This is a genomic window from Streptomyces fulvoviolaceus (assembly GCF_000718165.1).
GTDB classification, from domain to species: domain Bacteria; phylum Actinomycetota; class Actinomycetes; order Streptomycetales; family Streptomycetaceae; genus Streptomyces; species Streptomyces fulvoviolaceus.
The window spans coordinates 20367-41453 of sequence record NZ_JOEY01000019.1; the positions used below are offsets into that span (position 1 = coordinate 20367).

At 70.8% G+C, this 21087-nt stretch carries 20 protein-coding genes and 1 pseudogene; 9 read left to right on the top strand and 12 right to left on the bottom strand.

Annotated elements, in window-relative coordinates; genetic code table 11:
- Positions 1-9: 9 nt before the first annotated feature.
- Positions 10-567 (top strand): hypothetical protein, encoded by a 558-nt coding sequence (locus tag IG08_RS0120980; RefSeq protein ID WP_030604582.1) that lies wholly within the window; start codon positions 10-12, stop codon positions 565-567.
- 22 nt (positions 568-589) lie between these two features.
- Here IG08_RS0120980 and IG08_RS0120985 read toward each other — a convergent pair whose 3' ends face one another.
- From IG08_RS0120985 to IG08_RS0121000, 4 genes are all read right to left on the bottom strand, one after another.
- Entirely contained in the window at positions 590-2836 is a 2247-nt protein-coding gene (locus tag IG08_RS0120985; RefSeq protein WP_030604585.1) for a serine/threonine-protein kinase, read from the bottom strand.
- Positions 2837-2909: 73 nt separating this feature from the next.
- Positions 2910-3755 (bottom strand): oxygenase MpaB family protein, encoded by an 846-nt coding sequence (locus tag IG08_RS0120990; RefSeq protein WP_030604587.1) that lies wholly within the window; start codon positions 3753-3755, stop codon positions 2910-2912.
- Between the two features lie 9 nt (positions 3756-3764).
- The gene (locus IG08_RS0120995) at positions 3765-4943 is read right to left on the bottom strand and encodes an acyl-CoA dehydrogenase family protein (RefSeq protein ID WP_030604590.1); all 1179 of its coding nucleotides are present in this window, start codon (positions 4941-4943) and stop codon (positions 3765-3767) included.
- 112 nt (positions 4944-5055) lie between these two features.
- Positions 5056-5430 (bottom strand): four-helix bundle copper-binding protein, encoded by a 375-nt coding sequence (locus IG08_RS0121000; RefSeq protein WP_030604592.1) that lies wholly within the window; start codon positions 5428-5430, stop codon positions 5056-5058.
- Between the two features lie 123 nt (positions 5431-5553).
- On the opposite strand from IG08_RS0121000, the gene IG08_RS0121005 reads away from it, so the two are divergent.
- Entirely contained in the window at positions 5554-5895 is a 342-nt protein-coding gene (locus tag IG08_RS0121005) for a DUF6479 family protein (RefSeq protein ID WP_030604594.1), read from the top strand.
- A 22-nt stretch (positions 5896-5917) separates the two neighbouring features.
- Here the strand turns inward: IG08_RS0121005 and IG08_RS0121010 are convergent, their stop codons facing one another.
- Complete coding sequence (locus tag IG08_RS0121010) at positions 5918-7528, bottom strand: MFS transporter (RefSeq protein WP_030604597.1); 1611 nt, start codon at positions 7526-7528, stop codon at positions 5918-5920.
- Positions 7529-7697: 169 nt separating this feature from the next.
- Between IG08_RS0121010 and IG08_RS0121015 the strand changes: the two genes are divergently transcribed.
- On the top strand, positions 7698-8693 hold the full coding sequence (locus IG08_RS0121015; protein WP_030604600.1) for an Lrp/AsnC family transcriptional regulator: 996 nt from the start codon (positions 7698-7700) through the stop codon (positions 8691-8693).
- A gap of 7 nt (positions 8694-8700) precedes the next feature.
- On the opposite strand, the gene IG08_RS0121020 is transcribed toward IG08_RS0121015, so the two are convergent.
- The 4 genes from IG08_RS0121020 to IG08_RS0121035 all read right to left on the bottom strand — a co-directional run bounded on the left by IG08_RS0121020 (position 8701) and on the right by IG08_RS0121035 (position 12337).
- Positions 8701-9837 (bottom strand): methyltransferase, encoded by a 1137-nt coding sequence (locus IG08_RS0121020; RefSeq protein ID WP_030604603.1) that lies wholly within the window; start codon positions 9835-9837, stop codon positions 8701-8703.
- A 261-nt stretch (positions 9838-10098) separates the two neighbouring features.
- Entirely contained in the window at positions 10099-10989 is an 891-nt protein-coding gene (locus IG08_RS0121025; RefSeq protein ID WP_030604606.1) for an NAD(P)-dependent oxidoreductase, read from the bottom strand.
- Between the two features lie 105 nt (positions 10990-11094).
- Positions 11095-11607, bottom strand: coding sequence for an SRPBCC family protein (locus IG08_RS0121030; protein WP_030604609.1), 513 nt, complete (start codon positions 11605-11607; stop codon positions 11095-11097).
- A 34-nt stretch (positions 11608-11641) separates the two neighbouring features.
- Positions 11642-12337, bottom strand: a complete 696-nt coding sequence (locus IG08_RS0121035; RefSeq protein ID WP_030604612.1) for a type 1 glutamine amidotransferase domain-containing protein — start codon at positions 12335-12337, stop codon at positions 11642-11644.
- A gap of 183 nt (positions 12338-12520) precedes the next feature.
- Between IG08_RS0121035 and IG08_RS61445 the strand changes: the two are divergent.
- Positions 12521-12661: pseudogene (locus IG08_RS61445) on the top strand (LysR family transcriptional regulator); the annotation flags it as partial.
- A gap of 104 nt (positions 12662-12765) precedes the next feature.
- Here IG08_RS61445 and IG08_RS0121045 read toward each other — a convergent pair.
- From IG08_RS0121045 to IG08_RS0121055, 3 genes are all read right to left on the bottom strand, one after another.
- On the bottom strand, positions 12766-13107 hold the full coding sequence (locus IG08_RS0121045; protein ID WP_030604617.1) for a hypothetical protein: 342 nt from the start codon (positions 13105-13107) through the stop codon (positions 12766-12768).
- Positions 13104-14756, bottom strand: coding sequence for a glycosyltransferase family 87 protein (locus IG08_RS0121050; protein WP_052424810.1), 1653 nt, complete (start codon positions 14754-14756; stop codon positions 13104-13106). The genes IG08_RS0121045 and IG08_RS0121050 overlap by 4 nt, the downstream gene beginning before the upstream one ends.
- Positions 14757-14935: 179 nt before the next feature.
- Positions 14936-15931 (bottom strand): LacI family DNA-binding transcriptional regulator, encoded by a 996-nt coding sequence (locus IG08_RS0121055; RefSeq protein ID WP_234342930.1) that lies wholly within the window; start codon positions 15929-15931, stop codon positions 14936-14938.
- A 270-nt stretch (positions 15932-16201) separates the two neighbouring features.
- Between IG08_RS0121055 and IG08_RS0121060 the strand changes: the two genes are divergently transcribed.
- Genes IG08_RS0121060 through iolC form a run of 5 tightly spaced genes read left to right on the top strand, consistent with a single transcriptional unit; the run spans position 16202 to position 21086 of the window.
- Complete coding sequence (locus IG08_RS0121060) at positions 16202-17221, top strand: sugar ABC transporter substrate-binding protein (protein ID WP_030604625.1); 1020 nt, start codon at positions 16202-16204, stop codon at positions 17219-17221.
- Positions 17221-18297 (top strand): ABC transporter permease, encoded by a 1077-nt coding sequence (locus IG08_RS0121065; RefSeq protein WP_030604628.1) that lies wholly within the window; start codon positions 17221-17223, stop codon positions 18295-18297. Before IG08_RS0121060 ends, IG08_RS0121065 begins: the two co-directional genes overlap by 1 nt.
- Before the next feature lie 5 nt (positions 18298-18302).
- Positions 18303-19193, top strand: coding sequence for an ATP-binding cassette domain-containing protein (locus IG08_RS0121070; protein ID WP_043454845.1), 891 nt, complete (start codon positions 18303-18305; stop codon positions 19191-19193).
- Positions 19190-20047, top strand: coding sequence for a sugar phosphate isomerase/epimerase family protein (locus IG08_RS0121075; RefSeq protein WP_030604633.1), 858 nt, complete (start codon positions 19190-19192; stop codon positions 20045-20047). Before IG08_RS0121070 ends, IG08_RS0121075 begins: the two co-directional genes overlap by 4 nt.
- Before the next feature lie 58 nt (positions 20048-20105).
- The gene (iolC, locus tag IG08_RS0121080; protein ID WP_030604636.1) at positions 20106-21086 is read left to right on the top strand and encodes a 5-dehydro-2-deoxygluconokinase; all 981 of its coding nucleotides are present in this window, start codon (positions 20106-20108) and stop codon (positions 21084-21086) included.
- Position 21087 lies beyond the last annotated feature (1 nt).

Below are 21087 nucleotides of genomic sequence, written 5' to 3' on the forward strand. Positions count from 1 at the left end.
GGAGTCCCTATGACCACCCCGCCGCCCATGGCCCGCCGTTCCGTCGTCCTGGCGCTCCAGGAGATCACCGAGGACCTCGCCGCGGACCACGGCCTGGTGTCGGAGAACGACGAAGAGGCCCTGGCGATCATCGATAATCTGCTCGCGCACGCCGATGCCCCGTCATCGGCGGCGTGGTTGTTCGACGACGATGCCGAAGCCCTCACCGCCGGCCTGCGGCTCCTGGCCGCGCTGGCCGACGACCCGCAGACGCGCCCTCTTGCCGAGCCGCTGCTCGCCGAGCCGCCCGTCGACGATCAACTGGCCGTGGTCGAGGTGTCGGCCGGTCTGGTCGTGCTAGTCGCCCTGGTGGCCTTTCTTCAGACGAAGGTGAGCCTGAAGGTGAAGCGCAAGACCTCCCGGAGCGAGATCAGCTTCGAGCTGACGAAGGAACCCACGAAGGCGTCCACGTTGGTTCAACTGGCCAACCTGTACCAGCGCATCCTCAGCCCGGGCTCGACCACCACGGCCGACCCGGGGTCGCTCGAACCGGGGCGGGCGCCCACCGATCCGCCGAACGCGGCGTAGTCCCGGAGCACGGCGCGCGCCCTCAGCTCCCACCCTGTGCCCGCTGCTGCCGCAGCACCGCCACCCTCCGGTACAGCTCGACGGCCTCCGCGCCCCGCCCGAGCTGTTCCAGGCAGTGCGCCTCGTCGTTGCGGCTGGCGAGGGTGTCGGGGTGGTCGGGGCCGAGGACGTGCTCGCGGGCGGCGGCCACCCGCCGGTACTCGGTGAGGGCGTCCGCCCAGCGGCCCAGCCAGCCGAGGCCGACGGCGACCTCGCGGCGGCTGACCAGGGTGTCCGGGTGGTCCGGGCCGAGGATGCGCTCGCGGACCGCGCACACGTCGCGGGACTCGGCGAGGGCCTCCTCCCAGCGGGCCAGGCGGCCGAGGTTGACGCCGAGGCCGTGGCGGGCGCGCAGGGTCTCGGGGTGGGCGGGGCCGTGCACCCGGGTGCGGTCGTCGATCAGCTCGCGGTACAGCTGGAGCGCCTCCGCGCTGCGGCCGAGCCGGCCCAGGCTGATACCGACCTCGTAGCGGGCGGAGAGGGTGTCGGGGTGATCGGGGCCGAGGGCCTGGGCGCGGGCCTCGGCGACCTCGTGATAGGTCTGCAGGGCCTCGGGCCAGCGGCCCAACTGGCCGAGTGCGTAGGCGACTTCGTAGCGGGTGACCAGGGTGTCGGGGTGGTGCGGGCCGAGCACCCGGGCGCGCGCGGCGGCCACCTCGCAGGCCATGCGGTACGAGTCCTCCAGGCGGCCGAGCCGGCTGAGGTTGAAGGCGAGGTTGTGGCGGCAGCGGAGGGTGTCGGGGTGATCGGGGCCCATCGCGCGTTCCCGGGCGGCGAGCACGGAGGTGTACACCTGGTGGGCGTCGAAGTGACGGCTCAACTGGCCGAGGACGTAGGCCATTTCCTGGCGGGCGGCGAGCGTGTCGGGGTGGTCGGGGCCGAGCGCCAGGCTCCTGGCACGGGCCACGTGCTTGTACTCGCGCAGGGCGTCGGCGGCGCGCCCGGTACGGCTGAGGGTGAAGGCGACCTCGTAGCGGCTGGCGAGGGTGTCGGGGTGGTCCGGGCCGAGCAGGTGCTCGCGTTCGGCGGCGACCGCGCGGTGCACCTCGCCGGCCTCGGCCCAGCGGCCGAGCCGTCCCAGGCTGAGGCCCGCGTTGTGTCGTCCGGCCAGTGCGGTGACGGCCTGCGAGGAGGGCGCGGGCGGCGGCTCGTCCGGAGGGGGCTCCCCGGCCCCGGCGGCGATGGCGGGCCTCGCGATCCACTCGCCGGTGAGACCGGCTCCGGCGTCCGGGGGTGTGCTGCCGAGGCCGGCGCCGGTGGCCTTGTGGCCGGTGGTCATGCCGCGGGTCCAGGAGGGCAGGCGGGTCTCGCGGGGGCGGGCCGGCTCGGGCGGCCGGAAGTCCGGCTGCGGGGTCACCACGGTCGGCACGTACGTCGGTGTGGTGCGGCCCAGAGTGATCCGGCGGGCCAACTCGCGGGCGTCGTGCGGGCGTTGTTCGGGCAGCTTGGCCAGAAGGTCGAGGATGACCTTCTCCAGGTACTCGGGCAGTTCGGCGCGGTGGCTGCGCGGCGGGCGGGGCGGCGTGTCGCGGTGCCCTACGAGGATGGCCCACGCGTCGTCGAGGTCGAACGGCGGGGCCCCGGTGGCGATTTCGTAGAGCACGCAGCCCAGCGAGTACAGGTCGCTGCGCTGATCGACCTCGGAGCCGCCGATCTGTTCCGGCGACATGTAGTGCGGAGTGCCCATCGCGATGCCGGTGCCGGTCAGCCGGGAGGTGAAGCCGATGTCGTGACCGAGGCGGGCGATGCCGAAGTCGCAGATCTTCACGGTGCCGTCGGTGAGCCGGACGATGTTCGCGGGTTTCAGGTCCCGGTGCACGATGCCCTGTTGGTGGGTGTAGGCGAGGGCTGCGGCGACCTGGTCGGCGATCTCGACGACGTCGCCGACGGGCAGCGGGTGCTGCTTGTTGTCCTCCAGGAGCTGGCTGAGGTTGCGGCCGTCCAGGAGCTCCATCACCAGGTAGAGGACGCCGTCGAACTCGCCGAAGTCGTGGACGACGGTCACCCCGCGGTGACTGAGTGCTGCGGCCACGCGTGCCTCGCGCCGGAACCGCTCTCTGAGGACCCGGGTGAAGGTCTGGTCGTGGTGCCCGCCCAGCGGCTTGAGGCACTTCACGGCGACATGGCGGCCGAGCGACTCGTCGCGTGCCCGCCACACCTCGCCCATGCCACCGCGCCCGATCAGATCGAGCAACCGGTACCGGCTCTGGATGAGCCTGCTGTCCCCCATCTTCTGCGATCGCCCCCGTCGCTGTATGCCCCGCGTTCGTCCCGCCCACCCCTGGCTCGTCCAGTATGGCGAGCTATCGTCCGAGTTTGTACGGGGCCGGGCGGGAGCCGGGGCCCATCCGGGCCATGGCGCGGAGGATGTGTTTGGGCGGGAGTTGCCAGCGCAGACGTGCGGGAACACAGCGCAGCAGGGTGCCCGTGGCGCGCAACTGGCGGGTGACGGTGGTGGGTTTCGGGGCCGGTCTGCCGTACAACTCGTGGGCGTACGGCGGCAGGGCGGCGTACGCCAGGTGTGCCACGCGCCGCCACAGCACCTCGCGCGCCGGGACGAGCAGGGGATGCGTCGGCGGACGGAGGAGGAAGTCGTCCACCGCGCGTGCCTCGGGTCCGACGGCGAGTTCCGGCCGCACCTTCTCGAAGTAGGCGTTCATCTCGCCCTGGTTGGCCGGTACGACGTCGGGGTCGAGGCCCACCAGGCGGGCACTGAGCCGCTGTTCGCCGATGTACTGGTCGGCCTGGGCGTCGGTGAGGCGGAAGCCGGAGCGGCGTGCGACGTGCAGGTAGGAGTCGATCTCGGCGCAGTGCACCCACAGCAGCAGGTCCGGTTCGTCGACGCCGTAGCGCTCGCCGGTGTCGGGGTCGGTCGCCCCGAGCAGACTGTGGATCCTGCGGACGCGGGCGCCCGCCTTCTCGGCGGCCTCGGTGGTGCCGTACGTCGTGGTGCCGACGAAGTTGGCGGTGCGCATGAGGCGTCCCCAGGCATCGCGCCGGAAGTCCGAGTTCTGCATGACGCCGCGTACCGCGCGGGGGTGCAGGGCCTGGAGGTAGAGAGCGCGGACGCCGGCGACCCACATCATCGGGTCGCCGTGCATCTGCCACGTCACGGAGGATGGACCGAACAATCCCGGATCACCCGTCATACCGGCAGGCTAACGCCGTACCCGCGGCATCCCCAGGCCGATCCACGAGATGATCTCCCGCTGGATCTCGTTGTTTCCGCCGCCGAAGGTGAAGATGACCGCGGAACGGTAGCCGCGCTCCAGTTCGCCGTGGAGTACCGCGCCCGCCGAGCCCTCCTTCAGCGCACCCGGCGCCGCGACGATCTCCATGAGCCACGCGTAGGCGTCCCGGCGGGCCTCGGAGCCGTAGACCTTGACCGCGGAGGCGTCCTGCGGAGTGAGGGTGCCGTCCTGGACGGCGTTCACCATCCGCCAGTTGAGGAGCTTGAGGGCGTCCAGTTTGGTGTGGGTCTGGGCGAGGCGGCGGCGCACCCAGGGCAGGTCGACGACGCGGCGGCCGTCGGCGAGCTTGGTCTCCATCGCCCAGCGCTGTACGTCGTGGAAGGCGCGTATCGCCATCGTGCCGTGGGCGGCGAGGGTGACGCGCTCGTGGTTGAGCTGGTTGGTGATCAGCCGCCAGCCCTGGTTCTCCTCGCCGACCCGGCGGGAGACGGGGACGCGGACGTTCTCGTAGTAGCTGGCCGTGGTGTCGTGCGAGGCGAGGGTGTTGATGACGGTGCAGGAGTAACCGGGGTCGGTGGTCGGCATCAGGAGCATGGTGATGCCCTTGTGCGGCGGGGCGTCCGGGTTCGTGCGGACCGCGAGCCAGACCCAGTCGGCCGTGTCGCCGTTGGTGGTCCAGATCTTGTGCCCGTTGACGACGTACTCGTCGCCCTCCCGCACGGCGCGCGTCTTCAGGGAGGCCAGGTCGGTGCCCGCGTCGGGCTCGCTGTAGCCGATCGCGAAGTCGATCTCACCGGAGAGGATCTTCGGCAGGAAGTACGCCTTCTGCTCGTCGGTGCCGTACCGCATGATCGTCGGGCCGACGGTGTTCAGCGCCATCAGCGGCAGCGGGACGCCCGCCTGGGCGGCCTCGTCGAAGAAGATGAACTGCTCCATCGCGGTCAGGCCGCGTCCGCCGTACTCCTTCGGCCAGCCGACGCCGAGCCAGCCGTCCATGCCCAGGCGCCGGATGGTGTCGCGGTAGAAGCGCTTCTGGGCGGCCCGGTCGGTGAAGCGCGCGTGGGCGTTGTCCGGGACCAGATCGGCGAAGTAGACGCGCAGTTCGGTGCGCAGCCGCTGCTGCTCGGGCGTGTGGTCGAGATGCACGGCGCCTCCAGGCTCCCCAAGGCCGGTCCTGACGGCGCACACGGTAGAACGTGTTTCAGAAATTGTGAATGGCGAAGGCGCCCCTCGACGGGAGCCGATGGAGCGTTCGGTGTCAGGCGAGCGTGGCGATGAAGTCCGTGCACGCCTGCGCGCAGTCCCGGCACGCCTTGGCGCCTTCCTCGCCGCCCGGTTGCCGCTCGAAGACCTGCGCGCACTCCAGGCACACCGACCGGCACCACTCCAGCTGGACGCGTATGCCGTCCTCGTCCAGGCGGTTCTGCTCGGCCAGCACACGGCAGGTCGCGTCGCACACCTCCGCGCACATGATGCCCTTGCGTCGTACGAGTTCCTGTTCCTCGGTGCCGTCCGGGTCCATGAGGCTCGCGCGCAGGGCACACGCGCGTGCGCACTCGGTACACGCCTGCGCGCACGCGAAACGGTCCTCCAGGAATTGGAAGAGCTCCTGCTGGGTCGTCATCGATGTCACACCGGGCGGGTAGCCGGAGCCGGTGGCGCCAAACCCGTTGTTTCCGACGGTTTCCCCGGCCTTCCGGACCCTCGGGAGGGTGGTCGGCCGGTTCACCGATGGGGCCAGGGGTACTCGCGCGCCATGGACACAGCATGGATGGCCATGGACATCGCCGCGGGCCGCGGCGCCCTCGGTATCGGGCTGGCCGTTGCGGGAGTGGCGGTCGTGGCGGTGCTGATCGGCGCCTTCTGGTACGGCGCACGCGTCAAGCGCCGCGAGCCGCCCCCGCCGACTCCCGAGGAGCAGCCGCGGCTGCCGGAGGGTGGTCCGGTCGGTGAGGTCCGGGAGAACCGGGAGCCCGACGAGGTGCCGAGGAGTGAGCACCGTCTGACACCGCACCAGATGCCCGGCTTCGGCAACTCGCCGTCCCGGCGGGGCTCGTCGGAGGAACGGCCCCGCTGGGACGGGAGCAGCAGCGGTTGACGGGGCCCTCTTGTCGGGGCCGTCAGCCCTCCCGCTGTCCCACCGCCGTGACCGCCTCGGCGGACGGGGCGCGGCCCGCGGTGTTCGAAGCGGCGGCGATCGATGCCTGTCGCGGACGGCGGAGCAGCACCACGGCGACCAGGGCGGCGAGCAGGGTGAGTGACCCGGCCACCGTCAGGCACAGCCGGAGCCCGTCGAGGAAGGAGTCCCCCAGAGCTCCCAGGGCCCGTCCGGTGTCCGCGCCGAGGTCGAGCTGGGCGACCGCGCCCAGTCCCCCGGCGTCCGCGGCGGCGACGATGCGTTCCTGAGCCACGCCCGTCACGCCCGCGTCGGTGAGGTGACCGGGGAACGTGTCCAGGGCCTTGGTGGTGAGCAGCGCGCCCAGGACGGCCGGTCCGAGGGCGCCGCCGACCTGACGGAAGGCGTTGTTGCCCGCCGCGGCCATCCCGGCCAGCTGGTACGGCACGGAGGCGACCGCCGTCGCGGTCATCGGCGTCAGGACGGTCCCCATGCCCAGGCCGAGCAGCGCCAGCCGCCAGGCGATGGAGGCGAACGAGGTGTCGGCGCCGATCGTCGTCAGCGAGAACAGCGCGCCGGAGATGACCAGCAGACCACCGGTGATCAGGGCGCGGGCGGAGATCCGGTGCATGAGACGCCCGACGGGCTGCCCGACCACGATGGCCGCCGCGGTGACCATGAGCAGCCGCCAGGCCGCCTGGAGCGTGTCGAGCTGCTGCACCAGGCCGAAGTACAGGCTGAGCAGGAAGAAGAAGCCGATCAGCGCCAGGAAGGCGATCATCGCGACCAGCGTGGTGGCGGTGAACGCCGGGCTGCGGAACAGGGCCAGGTCCAGCATGGGGCTGTCGCTGCGCCGCTCGGCGAGGACGAACGCGACACCGCCGACGACAGCGGTGAACAGGGCCATCATGACCTTGACGTCCGTGAACGAACCGGCGCCGCCCTCGATCACGCCGTACACCAGCGCGGTGATCGCCAGCGTCGCGGTGATCTGCCCGGGCCAGTCCAGCCTGCGGCCGTGCGGGACCCGCGAGTCGGGCAGCAGCCGTGCGGCGACGGCCATCGCGATCAGCGAGACCGGGATGGACAGCAGGTAGATCCAGCGCCAGGCGGCGTGATCGAGGATCACTCCGGCGATCAGCGGGCCGACGGCCAGTGCGGCCATGAGCGAGGTGGCCCACAGGCCGATGAACTTGCCGCGCTCCCGGTGGTCGGGCACGGCGTGGCTGATCAGCGCCAGTGTGGTGGGCAGCAGTGTGGCCGCACCGAGGCCGGCGAGGGCCTGGCCGATCCACAGCACCTGTACCGACTGTGCGGCCAACGCGACGGCGGCACCGGCGGCGGAGAAGAGCAGGCCCGACTGGAACACCTTCTTGCGCCCGTGCACGTCGCCGACGACACCGGCGGTGAGGATGAACGCGGCCATGGGCAGGACGAACGCGTCCTGGACCCATGACAGTTGGGCGGTCGACGCACTCAGCGCCGCCTGGATGGCGGGCAGGCTCACGGCGACGGTGGTGACCGGCAGATAGGCGACGAAGACGCCGAGGCAGGCCATGACGAGCGTGGCCGCCCGTCGGTCGGCAGGCCCGCTCGCCGGGGTCGTGACGTTCACGGAGGAACTCTCCTTTGCGGCGCGCACCACGCCGCGCTCGATCGTTGCTGTGCCGCTCCTGTACGGATCGGCGCCCCAGCATCGGCCCCACTGCGACAGATCACCAACGCAGCGTGCGGAAGTGACCACACATCCCCATCCACAGCCTCCCGGCTGGCACACTTCCCTCATGTCAGACGACATCGACAGGAAAATCCTCCGCGCGCTGCACTACGCGCCACGTGCCTCGTTCCGGCTCATCGGCGAGGTGGCCGGAGTCTCCGAGCAGACCGCGGCCCGCCGCTACCACGCCCTGCGGCGCGAAGGAGTCATGCGGGTGATCGGCCTGGTCAATCCCGAAGTGCACGGACAGGCGCGCTGGATCGCCCGTATCCGCTGCCGCCCCGACCGTGTCGGCCCGCTCGCCGAGGCCCTCGCCCGCCGGCCCGACATCGCCTACGCGGGTCTCGTCTCCGGCGGCGCGGAGATCATCTGCGTCATCCACTCCGCGGTCGAGGTCCAGCGCGACGACGTCCTGCTGAGGCAGCTGCCGAAATCGGCCTCCGTCCTGGACGTCAGCATCGACCTGATCATCCACCCCTTCGGCGCCGCCGACACCGCCGTATGGGCGGGATACGGCGGACACCTCACACCCGAGCAGATCCGCCGGCTCACCGCGGACCGGCCCCCGGCGCCCAGCGGCCCCCTCCTGCCGCTCACGGCCGAGGACGCCCCGCTCCTCGACGCCCTCGCCGAGGACGGCCGCACCACCCACACCCAACTCGCCGAGCTCACCGGCTGGTCCAAGGCCCGGGTCGCCCGCCGGCTCGACTCCCTTGAGTCCTCCGGCACCCTCTCCTACGAGGTCGACCTGCTCCCCGAGCGCCTGGGCCACCAGCTCAACGCCATGCTCTGGCTGCGCGTCGCGCCCGCATACCTCCACCGCGTCGGGGACGAGCTCGCCGGCCACGACGAGGTGGCCTTCGCCGGTGCCATCAGCGGCGACCACAACGTGCTGTCGATCGTCAACTGCCGTGACGCCGAGGACTTCTACCGCTATCTGACCACCCGCGTGGCCGCCGTCCCCGGCATCGACGGCTACAGCGTCAGCATCCGGGTCCGCCGACTCAAGCAGGCCGCGTCCCTGATCGCCCACGGCCGTCTGGTCCACCCGGGGCTCGCGTGAGTACCTGTCACACGACCGGTGCCAGGCGCCAGAGGGACGTCGTCTCCGCGCCGCGTGCGGTGTGGAGAGGGTCGTCGGTGTCCTTGGCACGCGGATGGCGCGGCCTGGTGTCGATCCTGTCCACGATCCGGAGCCCCGCCGTCTCGATGGCGGCAAGCAGGTGTCGGCGCGTTCGGAGACCGAGGTGTTCTGCCAGGTCGGACAGGACGAGCCAGCCCTCGCCGCCCGGCGTCAGGTGCGCGGGCAGTCCTTCGAGGAGGCCGTGGAGCATGGTGGCGTCCGCGTCGTAGACCCCTTGCTCGAGAGGTGAGGTCGGTCGGGCCGGCAGCCAGGGCGGGTTGCACACGACGAGGTCGGCACGGCCCGGCGGGAACAGACAGGGGCCGATCACGTCGATGCGACCGGTGAGCCCGAGCCGGTGGACGTTCTCCTCGGCGCACGCCAAGGCACGGGGGCTGATGTCGGTGGCCGTGACGCGCTGGATCCCGCGCCCGGCAAGTACCGCCGCGAGGACGCCGGTTCCCGTACCGAGGTCGAAGGCCGTGCCCGCACCCGGGCTCTGCCGCACCGCCTCGGGCAGTGGCGCATGGGCGACCAGGTCGACGTATTCCCCTCTGACCGGTGCGAACACGCCGTAGTGCGGGTGGATCCGGGTGCCGAGCGCCGGCACGTGGACGCCTTTCGTACGCCACTGGTGGGCGCCGATCACTCCCAGCAGCTCTCTGAGCGAGACGACCGACGGTCCGGTCGGCGGGCCGTACGCCTCGTGGCAGGCCTGGCGGACGTCGGGGGCCCGCCGCAGGGAGACGGTGTAGTCGTCCTCCAGCGGTACCAGGAGCATGCCCAGGACGTGGGCGCGATGGCTGCGGTCGCGGCGGTGCAGGTGGAAGGACTCGGCCGGAGTGCCGGCGGGCCTGGGCGGTTTGCGGTCGATACGGCGGCTCATCGCCTGCATCAGCTGACGCGCGTTGTGGTAGTCGCCCCGCCAGAGCAGGGCCGTACCTTCGCAGGCCAGGCGATATGCGGTACGGGCCTGCGTCCGGTCGTCGGCGACGACGACCCGGCGGGGCGCGGGGGTGCCGTTCTCGGAATGCCAACCGGCGGACCGGTGGGTGTGGTCTTCAGCCCAGTTGATCGTGGACACCACGAACTCCTCGTGATCGATAGTGCGGGACACGAAGAGCACTTCGACCAGGAGCAGACCGGACCGCCGCCCGACTGTCCGGCAGTCAGGCGTGAGGGGTTGAGGCAGGTGGCGGCTACTGCTCCCGCGTCGAAGCGCGGGAACGGAAGTCGCCGAGAACCATGCCGAGCGTCACGGTCAGCCCTTTCGATGAGACGAGGTATCAGGGTCGCACAGGTGTCGTCCTGTACGAACTCCTCTGGACTTGTGGGCCGTTGAGGTTCAGGCAGTCGGCTTCTCGTCGAAGCTGGCGAAGTAGGCGGCGGCCATGTCCTCGTCGCCGTGGCCCTGGGCAGCGGCGCGCTCGAAGCGCTCGGCGCTCGCGGTGGCCACGTCGAGGCGGATGCCGTTCTGTTCGCCGGCCTGGACGATCAGGCGGGCGTCCTTGGCCGCCGTCGACACCGCGAATTGGGCAGGTGTCAACTGGTCGTTGAGGACGAGCGCGGACTTGGCGCGCAGGTAGCCCATGTCGAGCGGGCCGCCGGCGATCGCGTCGAAGAAGTTCTGCGGGTCGACGCCGAGAGCCTTCGCCAGGGCGAGAGCCTCGCCGCCCGCGTTGGTGACGGCGAGGACCCAGCTGTTGGCGACCAGCTTCAGCCGGGTGGCGCTGCCCTCGGCTCCGTCCTCGCCCGTCCACACCGTGCGGGCGCCGACCGCGTCGAGGACGGGGTGCACGGCGTCGCGGTGCTCGCTCGGACCGGCCGCCAGGACGAGCAGCTGTCCGGCCTCGGCGGGGGCCCGGGTGCCGAGCACCGGGGCGTCGAAGAAGACCAGTCGGTGCTCGCGGGCGAAGGCGGCCAGGTCGCCGATCGCCTTGATGCCGGCGGTGGTCGACTGCACCCACGCGGTGCCCGGACGCAGCGCGGCGGCGGCCTGCTTCATGACGTCCAGGGCGGCGGGACCGTCGTACAGCATGGTGAGGACGACATCCGCGCCCTCGACGGCCTCGGCGGGGGTGCCGGCGATCCCGATCCCGTCGGCGGCGAGCGGTTCGGCCTTGGCGCGGCTGCGGTTCCAGGCACGGACGGTGTGTCCGGCCCGAGCCAGGTTGCGGGCCATCGCGGCCCCCATGATCCCGGTGCCCAGAACACTCACGGTGAGCTTGTCGGTCATGACGTCAACTTCCTCATCAGTGCTGCGAGATGACGGTCCTGCTGGCCTTGGAGACCATACGAGACCGGGTGCGCCCCTGTTCCATGGGACGCACCCGGGGCGCACCTACTTCGAAGCGGAGGCGAGGCCGTCGAGCCAGGCCTGGTGGCCGTCGAGCATCGGGGTGGGGCGCTCGCCCGCCGGCGCGGCGGCGGGATGCCCGATGCGGGCCTCCTGGATCAGGATCCGCACCCGGCCGCCGGGCAGGTCCTCGACCGGCCGGGCGTGCAGCACGTCGAGCCGCTCCTCGAGGGTGCCGTCCTGCTTGGCGGTCCACGACAGACGCCCGGGGACGCCCTCGACCGGGGACGCGAACTCCACGACGTGCGCGTCCAGCGGCGGGAAGCCGAAGGTGCCGAAGCTGAGGACGAGGTCGTCCTTCAGCTCGGGGCCGCCGCCCTGCGGGAAGGAGATGTCGGCGACGTTGTCGTAGCAGCCGTCCCACTCGGAGGTGCCGACCAGGTGGCGCCAGACGTTCGCGGCGGTCGCACCGGCCACGGTCACCTCGTTGGAGACGAAGTTGTCGCCGGTGCCGGGCAGGTACTCCTCGGGCCAGTCGATCGCGTTCTGCGTGGTCATGCGGGGCGTCCTTCAGGGGTACGCAAGTCGGGTGTCAGGCAAGCTTCTTGAGCAGTTCGGCGGCCAGCGGGGCGGAAGAGGCCGGGTTCTGGCCGGTGACGACGTTGCGGTCGACCTCCACGTGCGGCGCCCACGGCGCACCGACCTCGACCTTGACGCCCACCTCGGTCAGCCGGTCCTGCAGCAGCCACTTGGCGTTGTCGGCGCTCCCGGCCAACTGCTCCTCGGCGTTGGTGAAGGCGGTGATGCGGTAGCCGGCGTACGCGTTGGTGCCGTCCTCCTTGACCGCGGCGAGCAGTGCGGCCGGGCCGTGGCACACCACACCGACCGGCATTCCGCTCGTCACCGCCCGCGCGAGGACGCGTCCGGAGTCGGCGTCCACCGCCAGGTCCTCCATGGGGCCGTGGCCGCCGGGGACGTACACGGCGTCGTAGTCGTCGAGGCGTACGTCCGTCAGCGCGATCGGTTGGGCGAACTCGGGGGCGGTCTCCACCACGTTCCTGATCCGGGCGGCCTGTTCGGGACCGCCGTTGGCGCCGTCGCTCAGGCTGCCCGGGTCGACCGGCGACACCACCGCGCCCGGCGTGGCGACCGTGACCTCGTGTCCGGCGGCCTTGAACGCCTCCAGGGGGACGACGGCCTCCTCGGCCCAGAAGCCGGTGGGGTGCTTGCCGCCGTCGGCCAGCGTCCACTGGTCGGCGCCGGTCATCACGAAAAGGATCTTCGCCATGGTCTCTCCTCAAGGGGTTGGGTCGCTGCAGGTGGGTGCATCATCGCCACCCGCGGCTGCCGCCGCCACCTGGCGACGTCCTCGACGTCAGACGTGGTCCCCGTCGGCGCCATCGCCCGCCGCTACCGGCGCACCGTTTTCGGCAAGCCGCTCGCCGCGCTCACCGTGCCCAACCTGCACGCCGTGGTCTCCGCGGTCACCGCCGGATCGGGCTACAGCGTGCTGCCCCGCTCATTGTGCGAGGAACACCTCGTGGCGGGCCGACTCGCCCTGCTCCACGACCCGGAGGAGCCTCCGCTCAACACGCTCTTCCTCGTCCAGCACCCTGGCGCCGACGCCAGCCCGGACGTGATCCGCGTACGCGAGGCGCTCCAGCAGGCCGCCCGCACCTGGTCGCCGGTGCCCTGCCGCCGCGTAGCAGGTCGCCCTCACGCCAGGCATGCGTCCAGCAGGCTTTCGTCCCGGACCACCCATCCCGCGCCCAGCTCACGGCGCAGAGCCTCCAGTGCGGCGTACGCCTGCTGCTTGAACAACTGCTTCTCCGCGTCGGGCCACGGGCACGGGTTCGGGGGGTAGGCCTGGTCGAGCGACGACTCGAACCACTCGCACAGCCTCGTCAGCTCGGCCCGGGTCTCCGGGGTGATCGGCAGGCGTGCCAGGTCGGTGGGATGCCCGTACGGGCTGTCCATGTCCTCCGGCCACAACGGGGTGTCCGGGACGCCGACTTCGAAGAAGAAGCGCAGGTAGTGGGCCACGCCGTACTGTCTCACGCGGCCGACCGGCAGCCGGCCGGTTCCGACTCCGGCGCGAGGTAGGCGGAGCCGATCCGGTAGACGCCTGGCGCCCCGACCGTCAGACGCGTGAACTCGCCCTCCTCGCACAGGCATCCGCCCTCGACGCGCAGCCACGGCGAGTACGCGACCCGTACGGTCACCGTGCCGGGCCCGGGCATCCGTACGTCGAGTTCGGCGTCCGTGGTGCGCACGACTCCGCCGGGCGCCGACACCAGCGGCACGGCGTCCCGCACCCGGTAGACCCGCCAGTGCGCGTCGCTCCACACCGGCTCCAGCCAGGCGGGCCGGTTCCGCACGAGGCGCGCCTCCGCCTCCCCGTACCGGTCCGCCTCGGCGTTCGGCAGCACGACGAGGCCGACGGCCCAACGGTCCAGCCAGGTCCGGTACTTCGCCGCGGAGAACGTGCCGTCGTAGAAGAGCCGCCCGCGGTCCATGTCGAGCTGGGTGTTCCAGCCGCGTGCCAGATTGACGTACGGCGACAGCACGTCGGCCTCGCGATGGTCGCGGGTCGGGACGACCTCCACGCGGGCGCGGTCGGCGCCGAGCCGGTCGAGGGCCCGTACGACACCGTGCGTGTCGGCGGCCCACGCCGGGACCTCGGCGCTCCCCCGCAGGAAGGAGGTGGGTGTCCCCGACCCCAGCCAGAACAGGGAGGCCGCCAGCGCGACGGCGAGCGCACCGCGCCGGTACCGCGCCCGCCGTTCCACCGAGAGCAGGGCCGCGAGCAGCACGGCCGGCGCGAACAGCAGCGCGAACCGCTCCACGTTGCTGCCGATGGGCGAGGAGATCAGGTACGACAGCACGACCCCGACCGTGTACACGGCGCCGCCGAGCCGCACCACGCGCCAGTCGCGCGGCGCCAGGAGGGCCACCGCCGCTCCGAGCAGGGCCGGCCAAAGGATCCGCCCCGCCGCCATCGGCTCCTGGCCGTGGAAGGGGAACAGCAGCGTGGTCGTCGCCACCACCGCGAAGGGTGGGACCAGGAGCGCGGCGGCCCGGGCCCAGTCGCGGCGCAGTCCGTAGGCCGCGCCCGCCACCACGAGGAACAGCCCGGCCACCGGACTCGCCGCCGTCGCGAGCAGCGCGTACCCCGCAGCGAGCACCACGCGCCGCTGCCCCACCAGCAGCACACAGGCCGCAACCCCGAAGGCGACACCCAGCGCGAACGTCGTACGCCCCGCCGCGACATTGACCCACAGACCGAACGCGGCGAGCAGCGCGGGCGGCAGCGGGCGCCGGATCCCCGACCGCACCAGGAGCACCGAGGCCAGCCAGCCGGCGGCCAGCCCGGAGGCGACGGCTATCGTGCGCACGCCGAAGTAGCCCATCAGGTACGGCGAGAGCAGGCTGTAGTTGGCCGTGTGGACCCCGCCGAACCAGAACAGGCCGTACGCCGAGTCGCCGTGCTGGACGGCGAAGCGGGCCCAGGTCTCCTGGGCCGCTAGGTCGCCGCCGCCGTTGGCCCGGAAGAACGCCCACACGATGTACAGCGGCAGCATCGTCACGGTGGCGAGCAGCGGGACACGACGACGGAGGAGGACCGCCCGGCCTCGGCGCCGAGGCCCCCTGCGAGGAGGTGCGGTTCCGTTCTTCGGGGCAGGGAGGAGCTCGACAGCAGCTGCCATGGGGGACGTCTCCGATCAGCGGTTCGACGCTTCACGGTGATCAGGACAGCGCCGTCTGCTGATCCATTCTTGGCAGCGCTCCCACCTGCGACATCAGCCGTTCGGCCAGGGAACCGGCACCGGACTCCCCCCGACACCGGCCGTATGGCCGAGGCCCGCCCCCGGGATCGGCGCCCGCGTCAGGCGGGCTCGGCCGTCGTGCCACGGACGACCAGGTGCGGGGCGAGCACGACCTCGCGGGGTTCGGTGCGGCCCTGGTCGAGGCGTTCGACGGCGGCGGTCACCGCGTGCCGGGCCTGTTCCCGGGCGCCCTGGCTGACGGTGGTCAGGTTGAAGCAGCTCAGCCGGGAGAGCGTGTCGTCGTCGTACCCGACCACGGAGACCTCGCCCGGGACGGCGACCCCGGCACGGGCCAGGGCGGTCAGGACACCGATGGCGCTCTGGTCGTTGAACGCCACGACGGCGGTGGGCAGCCGGCCCGAATCGAGGAGCTGGCGGGCGGCGCGTTCGCCGGCCTCTTCCGTGTGGTCGCCGTGCAGGATCCGGATGTGGTCGTCGAGACCGTGGCGGCGCATGGCCGTGCGATAACCGCGGCGCCGGTCCGTGGCGATGACGCCCTTGCCGCCGTCGACATGGGCGATCTCGCGGTGACCGAGGCCGACGAGATGGTCGACTATCTGGCCCACACCGTCGTCGTCCGCGGTGCGTACGACATCCAGGTCGGCGTCGGCGATCCGGCGGCCGACGGCGATGACGGGGGCCTTGTTGTCGAGGGCGGCGAGCGTGTCGGCGGGGGCGGTCGGGCCGAGGAGGATCAGGGCCTCGCTGCGGAAGGCGAGCAGCGTGTCGACCGCGGTGTGTTCGTCGCGGGTGCGGGTGAGGGTGCTCAGCACCAGGTCGTAGCCGACCTCCTCGGCGGCCGTGTGCAGGTGCTCGACCAGTTCGGCGTGGAAGGGGCTGTGGATGTCGACCATGACACCGAGCAGCCTGGTGCGCCTGCTGGCCAGCATGCTCGCCGTGCGGTCCACCTGGTAGCCCAGCTCCGCGGCCGCCTTGAGTACGCGCTGCCTGGTCCGTTCACTGGGACCGGCCACACCGCGCAGCACCAGCGACACCGACGCGGTGGACAGACCCACCCGTGCGGCCACGTCCTCCAGCCGGGGGCGCCTGCTCACGCCGTTCCCGTGACGTGCGGAACCGCCGTCGTCCACCAGTGCCTCCCCGCGGCAAATCTCCTCGTGCAACACCCTTGACACCCTCGCGAAACAAGGCTGATAGTACCAGGACTTAAAGCGCTTTAAATTGTCCTGATGTTCCGACGAAGTCAGCTCGGGAGTACAGCCGACCGGGCGCCCACAAGGCGTCGGCCCGCCCAGCAGCCGTCGATCCACGTCCCTCCCAGCCGATCCACTTCCCTCCCAGTTGCACAGTGAGGTGCACCCGTCATGAACCGCACATCCCTGCCTCGGTCCCGCAGAATCGTCCCCGTCGTGGCCGTGGCCGCCGCGGCCGCCCTGACCCTCGCGGGCTGTTCCAGCAGCTCCGGCGGCAAGAAGTCCGAGGAGGAGGCCGGCAACGTCTCCGCGGGCAAGGCCGACACTCCCCGCCTGACGATCGCGATGGTCACCCACGCGCCCTCCGGCGACACCTTCTGGGACACCATCCGCAAGGGTGCCGAGGCGGCCGCCGCCAAGGACAACATCAAGCTCATCTACTCCAACGACGAGACCGCCGCCGACCAGGCCGCCCTGGTGCAGAACGCCATCGACCAGAAGGTCGACGGCATCGCGGTCACCCTCGCCAAACCGGACGCCCTCAAGGCCGTGGTCGCCAAGGCCGAGAAGGCCGGCATCCCGGTCGTCGGCCTCAACGCGGGCCTGAGCGTCTGGAAGGAGCAGGGCCTGCTGTCGTTCTTCGGCCAGGACGAGTCCGTCTCCGGCCAGGCACTCGGCACCAAGCTCAACAGCACCGGCGGCAAGCACGCCCTCTGTGTGATCCAGGCCCAGGGCGACGTCAACCTCGAAGAACGCTGCGCCGGAGTGAAGAAGACCTTCAGCGGCGAGACGGACATCCTCTACGTCAACGGCACCGACATGCCGTCCGTGAAGTCGACGATCACCGCCAAGCTCACCCAGGACAAGTCCATCGACGAGGTGGTCACTCTCGGCGCCCCCATCGCGCTGACCGCCGCGCAGGCCGTGTCCGAGTCGGGCAGCAAGGCGAAGATCGCCACCTTCGACCTCAACAAGGACCTCGTCTCCGCCGTCGAGAAGGGCAGCATCCAGTTCGCGGTCGACCAGCAGCCGTATCTGCAGGGCTACTTGGCAGTCGACTCCCTCTGGCTCTACAAGACCAACGGCAACTTCAGCGGCGGCGGTGAGCAGCCGGTGCTGACCGGGCCGGCCTTCGTCGACAAGTCCAACGTCGACGCGGTCGCCAAGTTCGCTGCGAAGGGCACCCGGTGATGAGCATGACCCAGCATGCCGAGCCGGCGGTGAGCACACCGCCGGCCCCCGGCCCGAAGGAGACCGACGGCCGGACCGCTGAACGCCCCTTGGCGTTGCGGCTGTTGGCCCGGCCCGAGATCGGCGTGTTCCTCGGAGCCGTCGCGGTGTGGGTGTTCTTCCTGATCTCGGCCCCGCCGGTGCGGGACGGCAGTTCGATGGCGAACGTGCTGTACCAGTCGTCGACCATCGGGATCATGGCTTTGCCCGTGGCGCTGCTGATGATCGGCGGCGAGTTCGACCTGTCGGCGGGCGTCGCCGTCATCACTTCGGCGCTCACCGCGGCCATGCTCAGCTATCAGCTGACCGCGAACGTGTGGGTCGGTGTGGTCGCCGCGCTCCTGGTGTCGCTGGGGGTCGGTTTCTTCAACGGCTGGCTGGTGGTCAAGACCGGGCTGCCGAGCTTCCTGGTCACGCTGGGCACCTTTCTGATCCTGCAGGGCGTGAACCTGGCGGTGACCAAGCTGGTCACCGGCAACGTCGCCACCGACGACATCAGCGACATGGACGGCTTCGAGCAGGCCAGCAAGCTCTTCGCCTCCTCCTTCACCATCGGCGGCGTCAACGTGAAGATCACCGTGGTGTGGTGGCTGGTCTTCGCCGCGCTGGCGACCTGGGTGCTGCTGCGTACCAAGTACGGCAACTGGATCTTCGCGGTCGGCGGCAACAAGGACTCGGCGCGGGCCGTCGGTGTGCCGGTGACGTTCACGAAGATCTCGCTGTTCATGCTGGTCGGCTTCGGTGCCTGGTTCGTCGGCATGCACCAGCTGTTCTCGTTCAACACCGTGCAGTCCGGCGAGGGCGTCGGCCAGGAGCTGATCTACATCTCCGCAGCGGTGATCGGCGGCTGTCTGCTGACCGGCGGCGCCGGCTCCGCGATCGGCCCGGTCTTCGGCGCGTTCATGTTCGGCATGGTGCAGCAGGGCATCGTCTACGCCGGCTGGAATCCCGACTGGTTCAAGGCGTTCCTCGGCGTGATGCTGCTCGGCGCCGTCCTGATCAATCTGTGGGTCAGCCGCACGGCGACCCGGAGGTGACCCCCATGGCAACCACCATTGAGACCACGCCCGACGAGACCGTGCCCGACGGAGAGCCGGTCGTCGAGTTGAAGGCCACCGGCAAGGCGTACGGCAACATCCGTGCCCTGCACGGCGTGAGCCTGGCCGTCCACCCCGGCAAGGTGACCTGCGTGCTGGGCGACAACGGCGCCGGCAAGTCCACCCTCATCAAAATCATCTCCGGACTGCACCAGCACACCGAGGGCGAGTTCCTCGTCGACAACGCCCCCGTCCGCTTCACCACCCCGCGTGAAGCCCTCGACAAGGGCATCGCCACCGTCTACCAGGACCTGGCGGTCGTCCCGCTGATGCCGGTGTGGCGCAACTTCTTCCTCGGCTCCGAGATGACCAAGGGCCCCTGGCCCCTGCGCCGCCTCGACATCGAGAAGATGAAGAAGACCGCCGACGAAGAGCTGCGCAACATGGGCATCGTCCTGGACGACCTGAACCAGCCCATCGGCACCCTCTCCGGCGGCCAGCGCCAGTCCGTGGCCATCGCCCGCGCCGTCTTCTTCGGCGCCCGCGTGCTCATCCTGGACGAGCCCACCGCCGCCCTCGGCGTCAAACAGTCCGGCGTGGTCCTCAAGTACATCGCCGCCGCCCGCGACCGCGGCCTCGGCGTCATCTTCATCACCCACAACCCCCACCACGCCTACATGGTCGGCGACCACTTCAGCGTCCTGCGCCTGGGCACCATGGAACTCAGTGCCGCCCGCGACCAGGTCAGCCTCGAAGAACTCACCAACCACATGGCCGGCGGCACCGAACTCGCGGCCCTCAAACACGAGTTGGCCCAGGTACGCGGTGTGGACGTCGAAGAACTCCCCGAAGAGGAAGACCTCACGGCCACTACACCGGAAGGCACGCACTCGTGAAGATCGCCCTCGACCCCTACATGATCCGCAACGTCCCGTTGCTCGAACTGCCCTCCGTGGTAGCCGAGTTGGGATACGAGTGGATCGAGCTCTCCCCCCGCGAGGACTTCATCCCCTTCTTCCGTCACCCGCGCGTCGACGACGCCACCGTACGGAAGTTCCGCAAGGCGCTGGACGCGGCGGGTGTCGGCATCTCCTCGCTGCTGCCGCTGTTCCGCTGGTCCGGTCCCGACGAGGACGACCGTCAGGCAGCCGTGCGGTACTGGAAGCGCTCCATACAGATCGCGGCAGACCTCGGCGTGGACAGCATGATCTCCGAGTTGAACGGCCGCCCTGAGCAGTCCGACCGCAGTGAGGCGCAGTTCTGGAAGTCGCTGGACGAGCTGCTGCCGGTGTTCGAGCGGGAGGGCATCCGCCTCACCCTGGAACCCCATCCGGACGACTTCATCGAGAACGGCTACGACGCCGTCAACCTGATCCGGGGGATCAACCACCCGAGCGTCTCGTTCCTCTACTGCGCGCCGCACACCTTCCACATCGGCAACGACGCCCCAGGGATCATCAAGTACGCCGGTGATCTCCTGACCCACGTCCACCTGGCCGACGCGTTCGACCACACGGCCTCATCCGGCAACCGCTACATCCTCAACCCTCCCGGCAGCACGGCCCGGATCCACCAGCACCTCGACATCGGCGAGGGCGAGGTCGACTTCGAGGAACTCTTCCGCGAGCTGCGCGCGAACGGCTTCGACGGCACGCTGACCGCCTGCGTCTTCGCGTGGGAGGAACGCGCCAAGGAGTCCTCGGTGTTCATGCGCGAGAAGATCACCGACCATCTGGCGACCTCGCGGTGACCACCTTTTTTTCGGCCATCTTTTAAAGCGCTTTAAACTCAGAAGGGAAACCGGTGTGATGCCGTTCGATGTGCTGACCATGGGCCGTGTGGGGGTGGACGTGTATCCGCTCCAGACGGGTGTGGGGCTGGCGGAGGTCACCTCGTTCGGCAAGTACCTGGGCGGCAGCCCGACGAACGTGGCCGTGGCCGCCGCCCGCTACGGCCACTCCTCCGCCGTGATCACCAAGACCGGCCGCGACCCGTTCGGAGCCTTCGTGCGTACGGCCTTGGACGGGTACGGCGTGGACAGCGGGTTCGTCGGTACGTCGGACATCGCGCCGACGCCGGTGACGTTCTGCGAGATCTTCCCGCCGGACGACTTCCCGCTGTACTTCTACCGACTGCCCAAGGCCCCCGATCTGGACATCGATCCGGGAGAGCTGGACCTGGAAGCCGTGCGGGACGCGCGGATCCTCTGGGTGACCGGGACCGGGCTGTGCGAGGAGCCGAGCCGCTCGGCCACCCTCGCCGCGCTGGCACACCGGGCCAAGGCCGGGCCGACCGTCTTCGACCTGGACTGGCGGCCGATGTTCTGGTCCGACCCATCCCAGGCGCGTGCCTACTACGCGGAGGGTCTGCGCCACACCACCGTGGCGGTCGGCAACCTCGACGAGTGCGAGGTCGCCACCGGCGAGCGCGAGCCGTACGCGGCCGCGAAGGCCCTGCTCGCCGCCGGGGTCGAGCTCGCGGTCGTGAAGCAGGGCCCGAAGGGCGTCCTGGCCATGGACCGGGACGGCTCGGTCGCCGAGATCCCGCCGGTGCCGGTGGATGTGGTCAACGGACTCGGCGCCGGTGACGCCTTCGGCGGCGCGCTCTGCCACGGGCTGCTGTCGGGCTGGGACACGCGGCGCACGGTCTCCTTCGCCAACGCCGCCGGCGCCATCGTCGCAGGCCGCCTGGCTTGTTCCGACGCGATGCCGACCGAGGCCGAGGTCGACACCAAGCTCCGCGAGGCATCACTCGCCTCCACCGATGCCTCCTCCGAACGAAGGGTGTGAC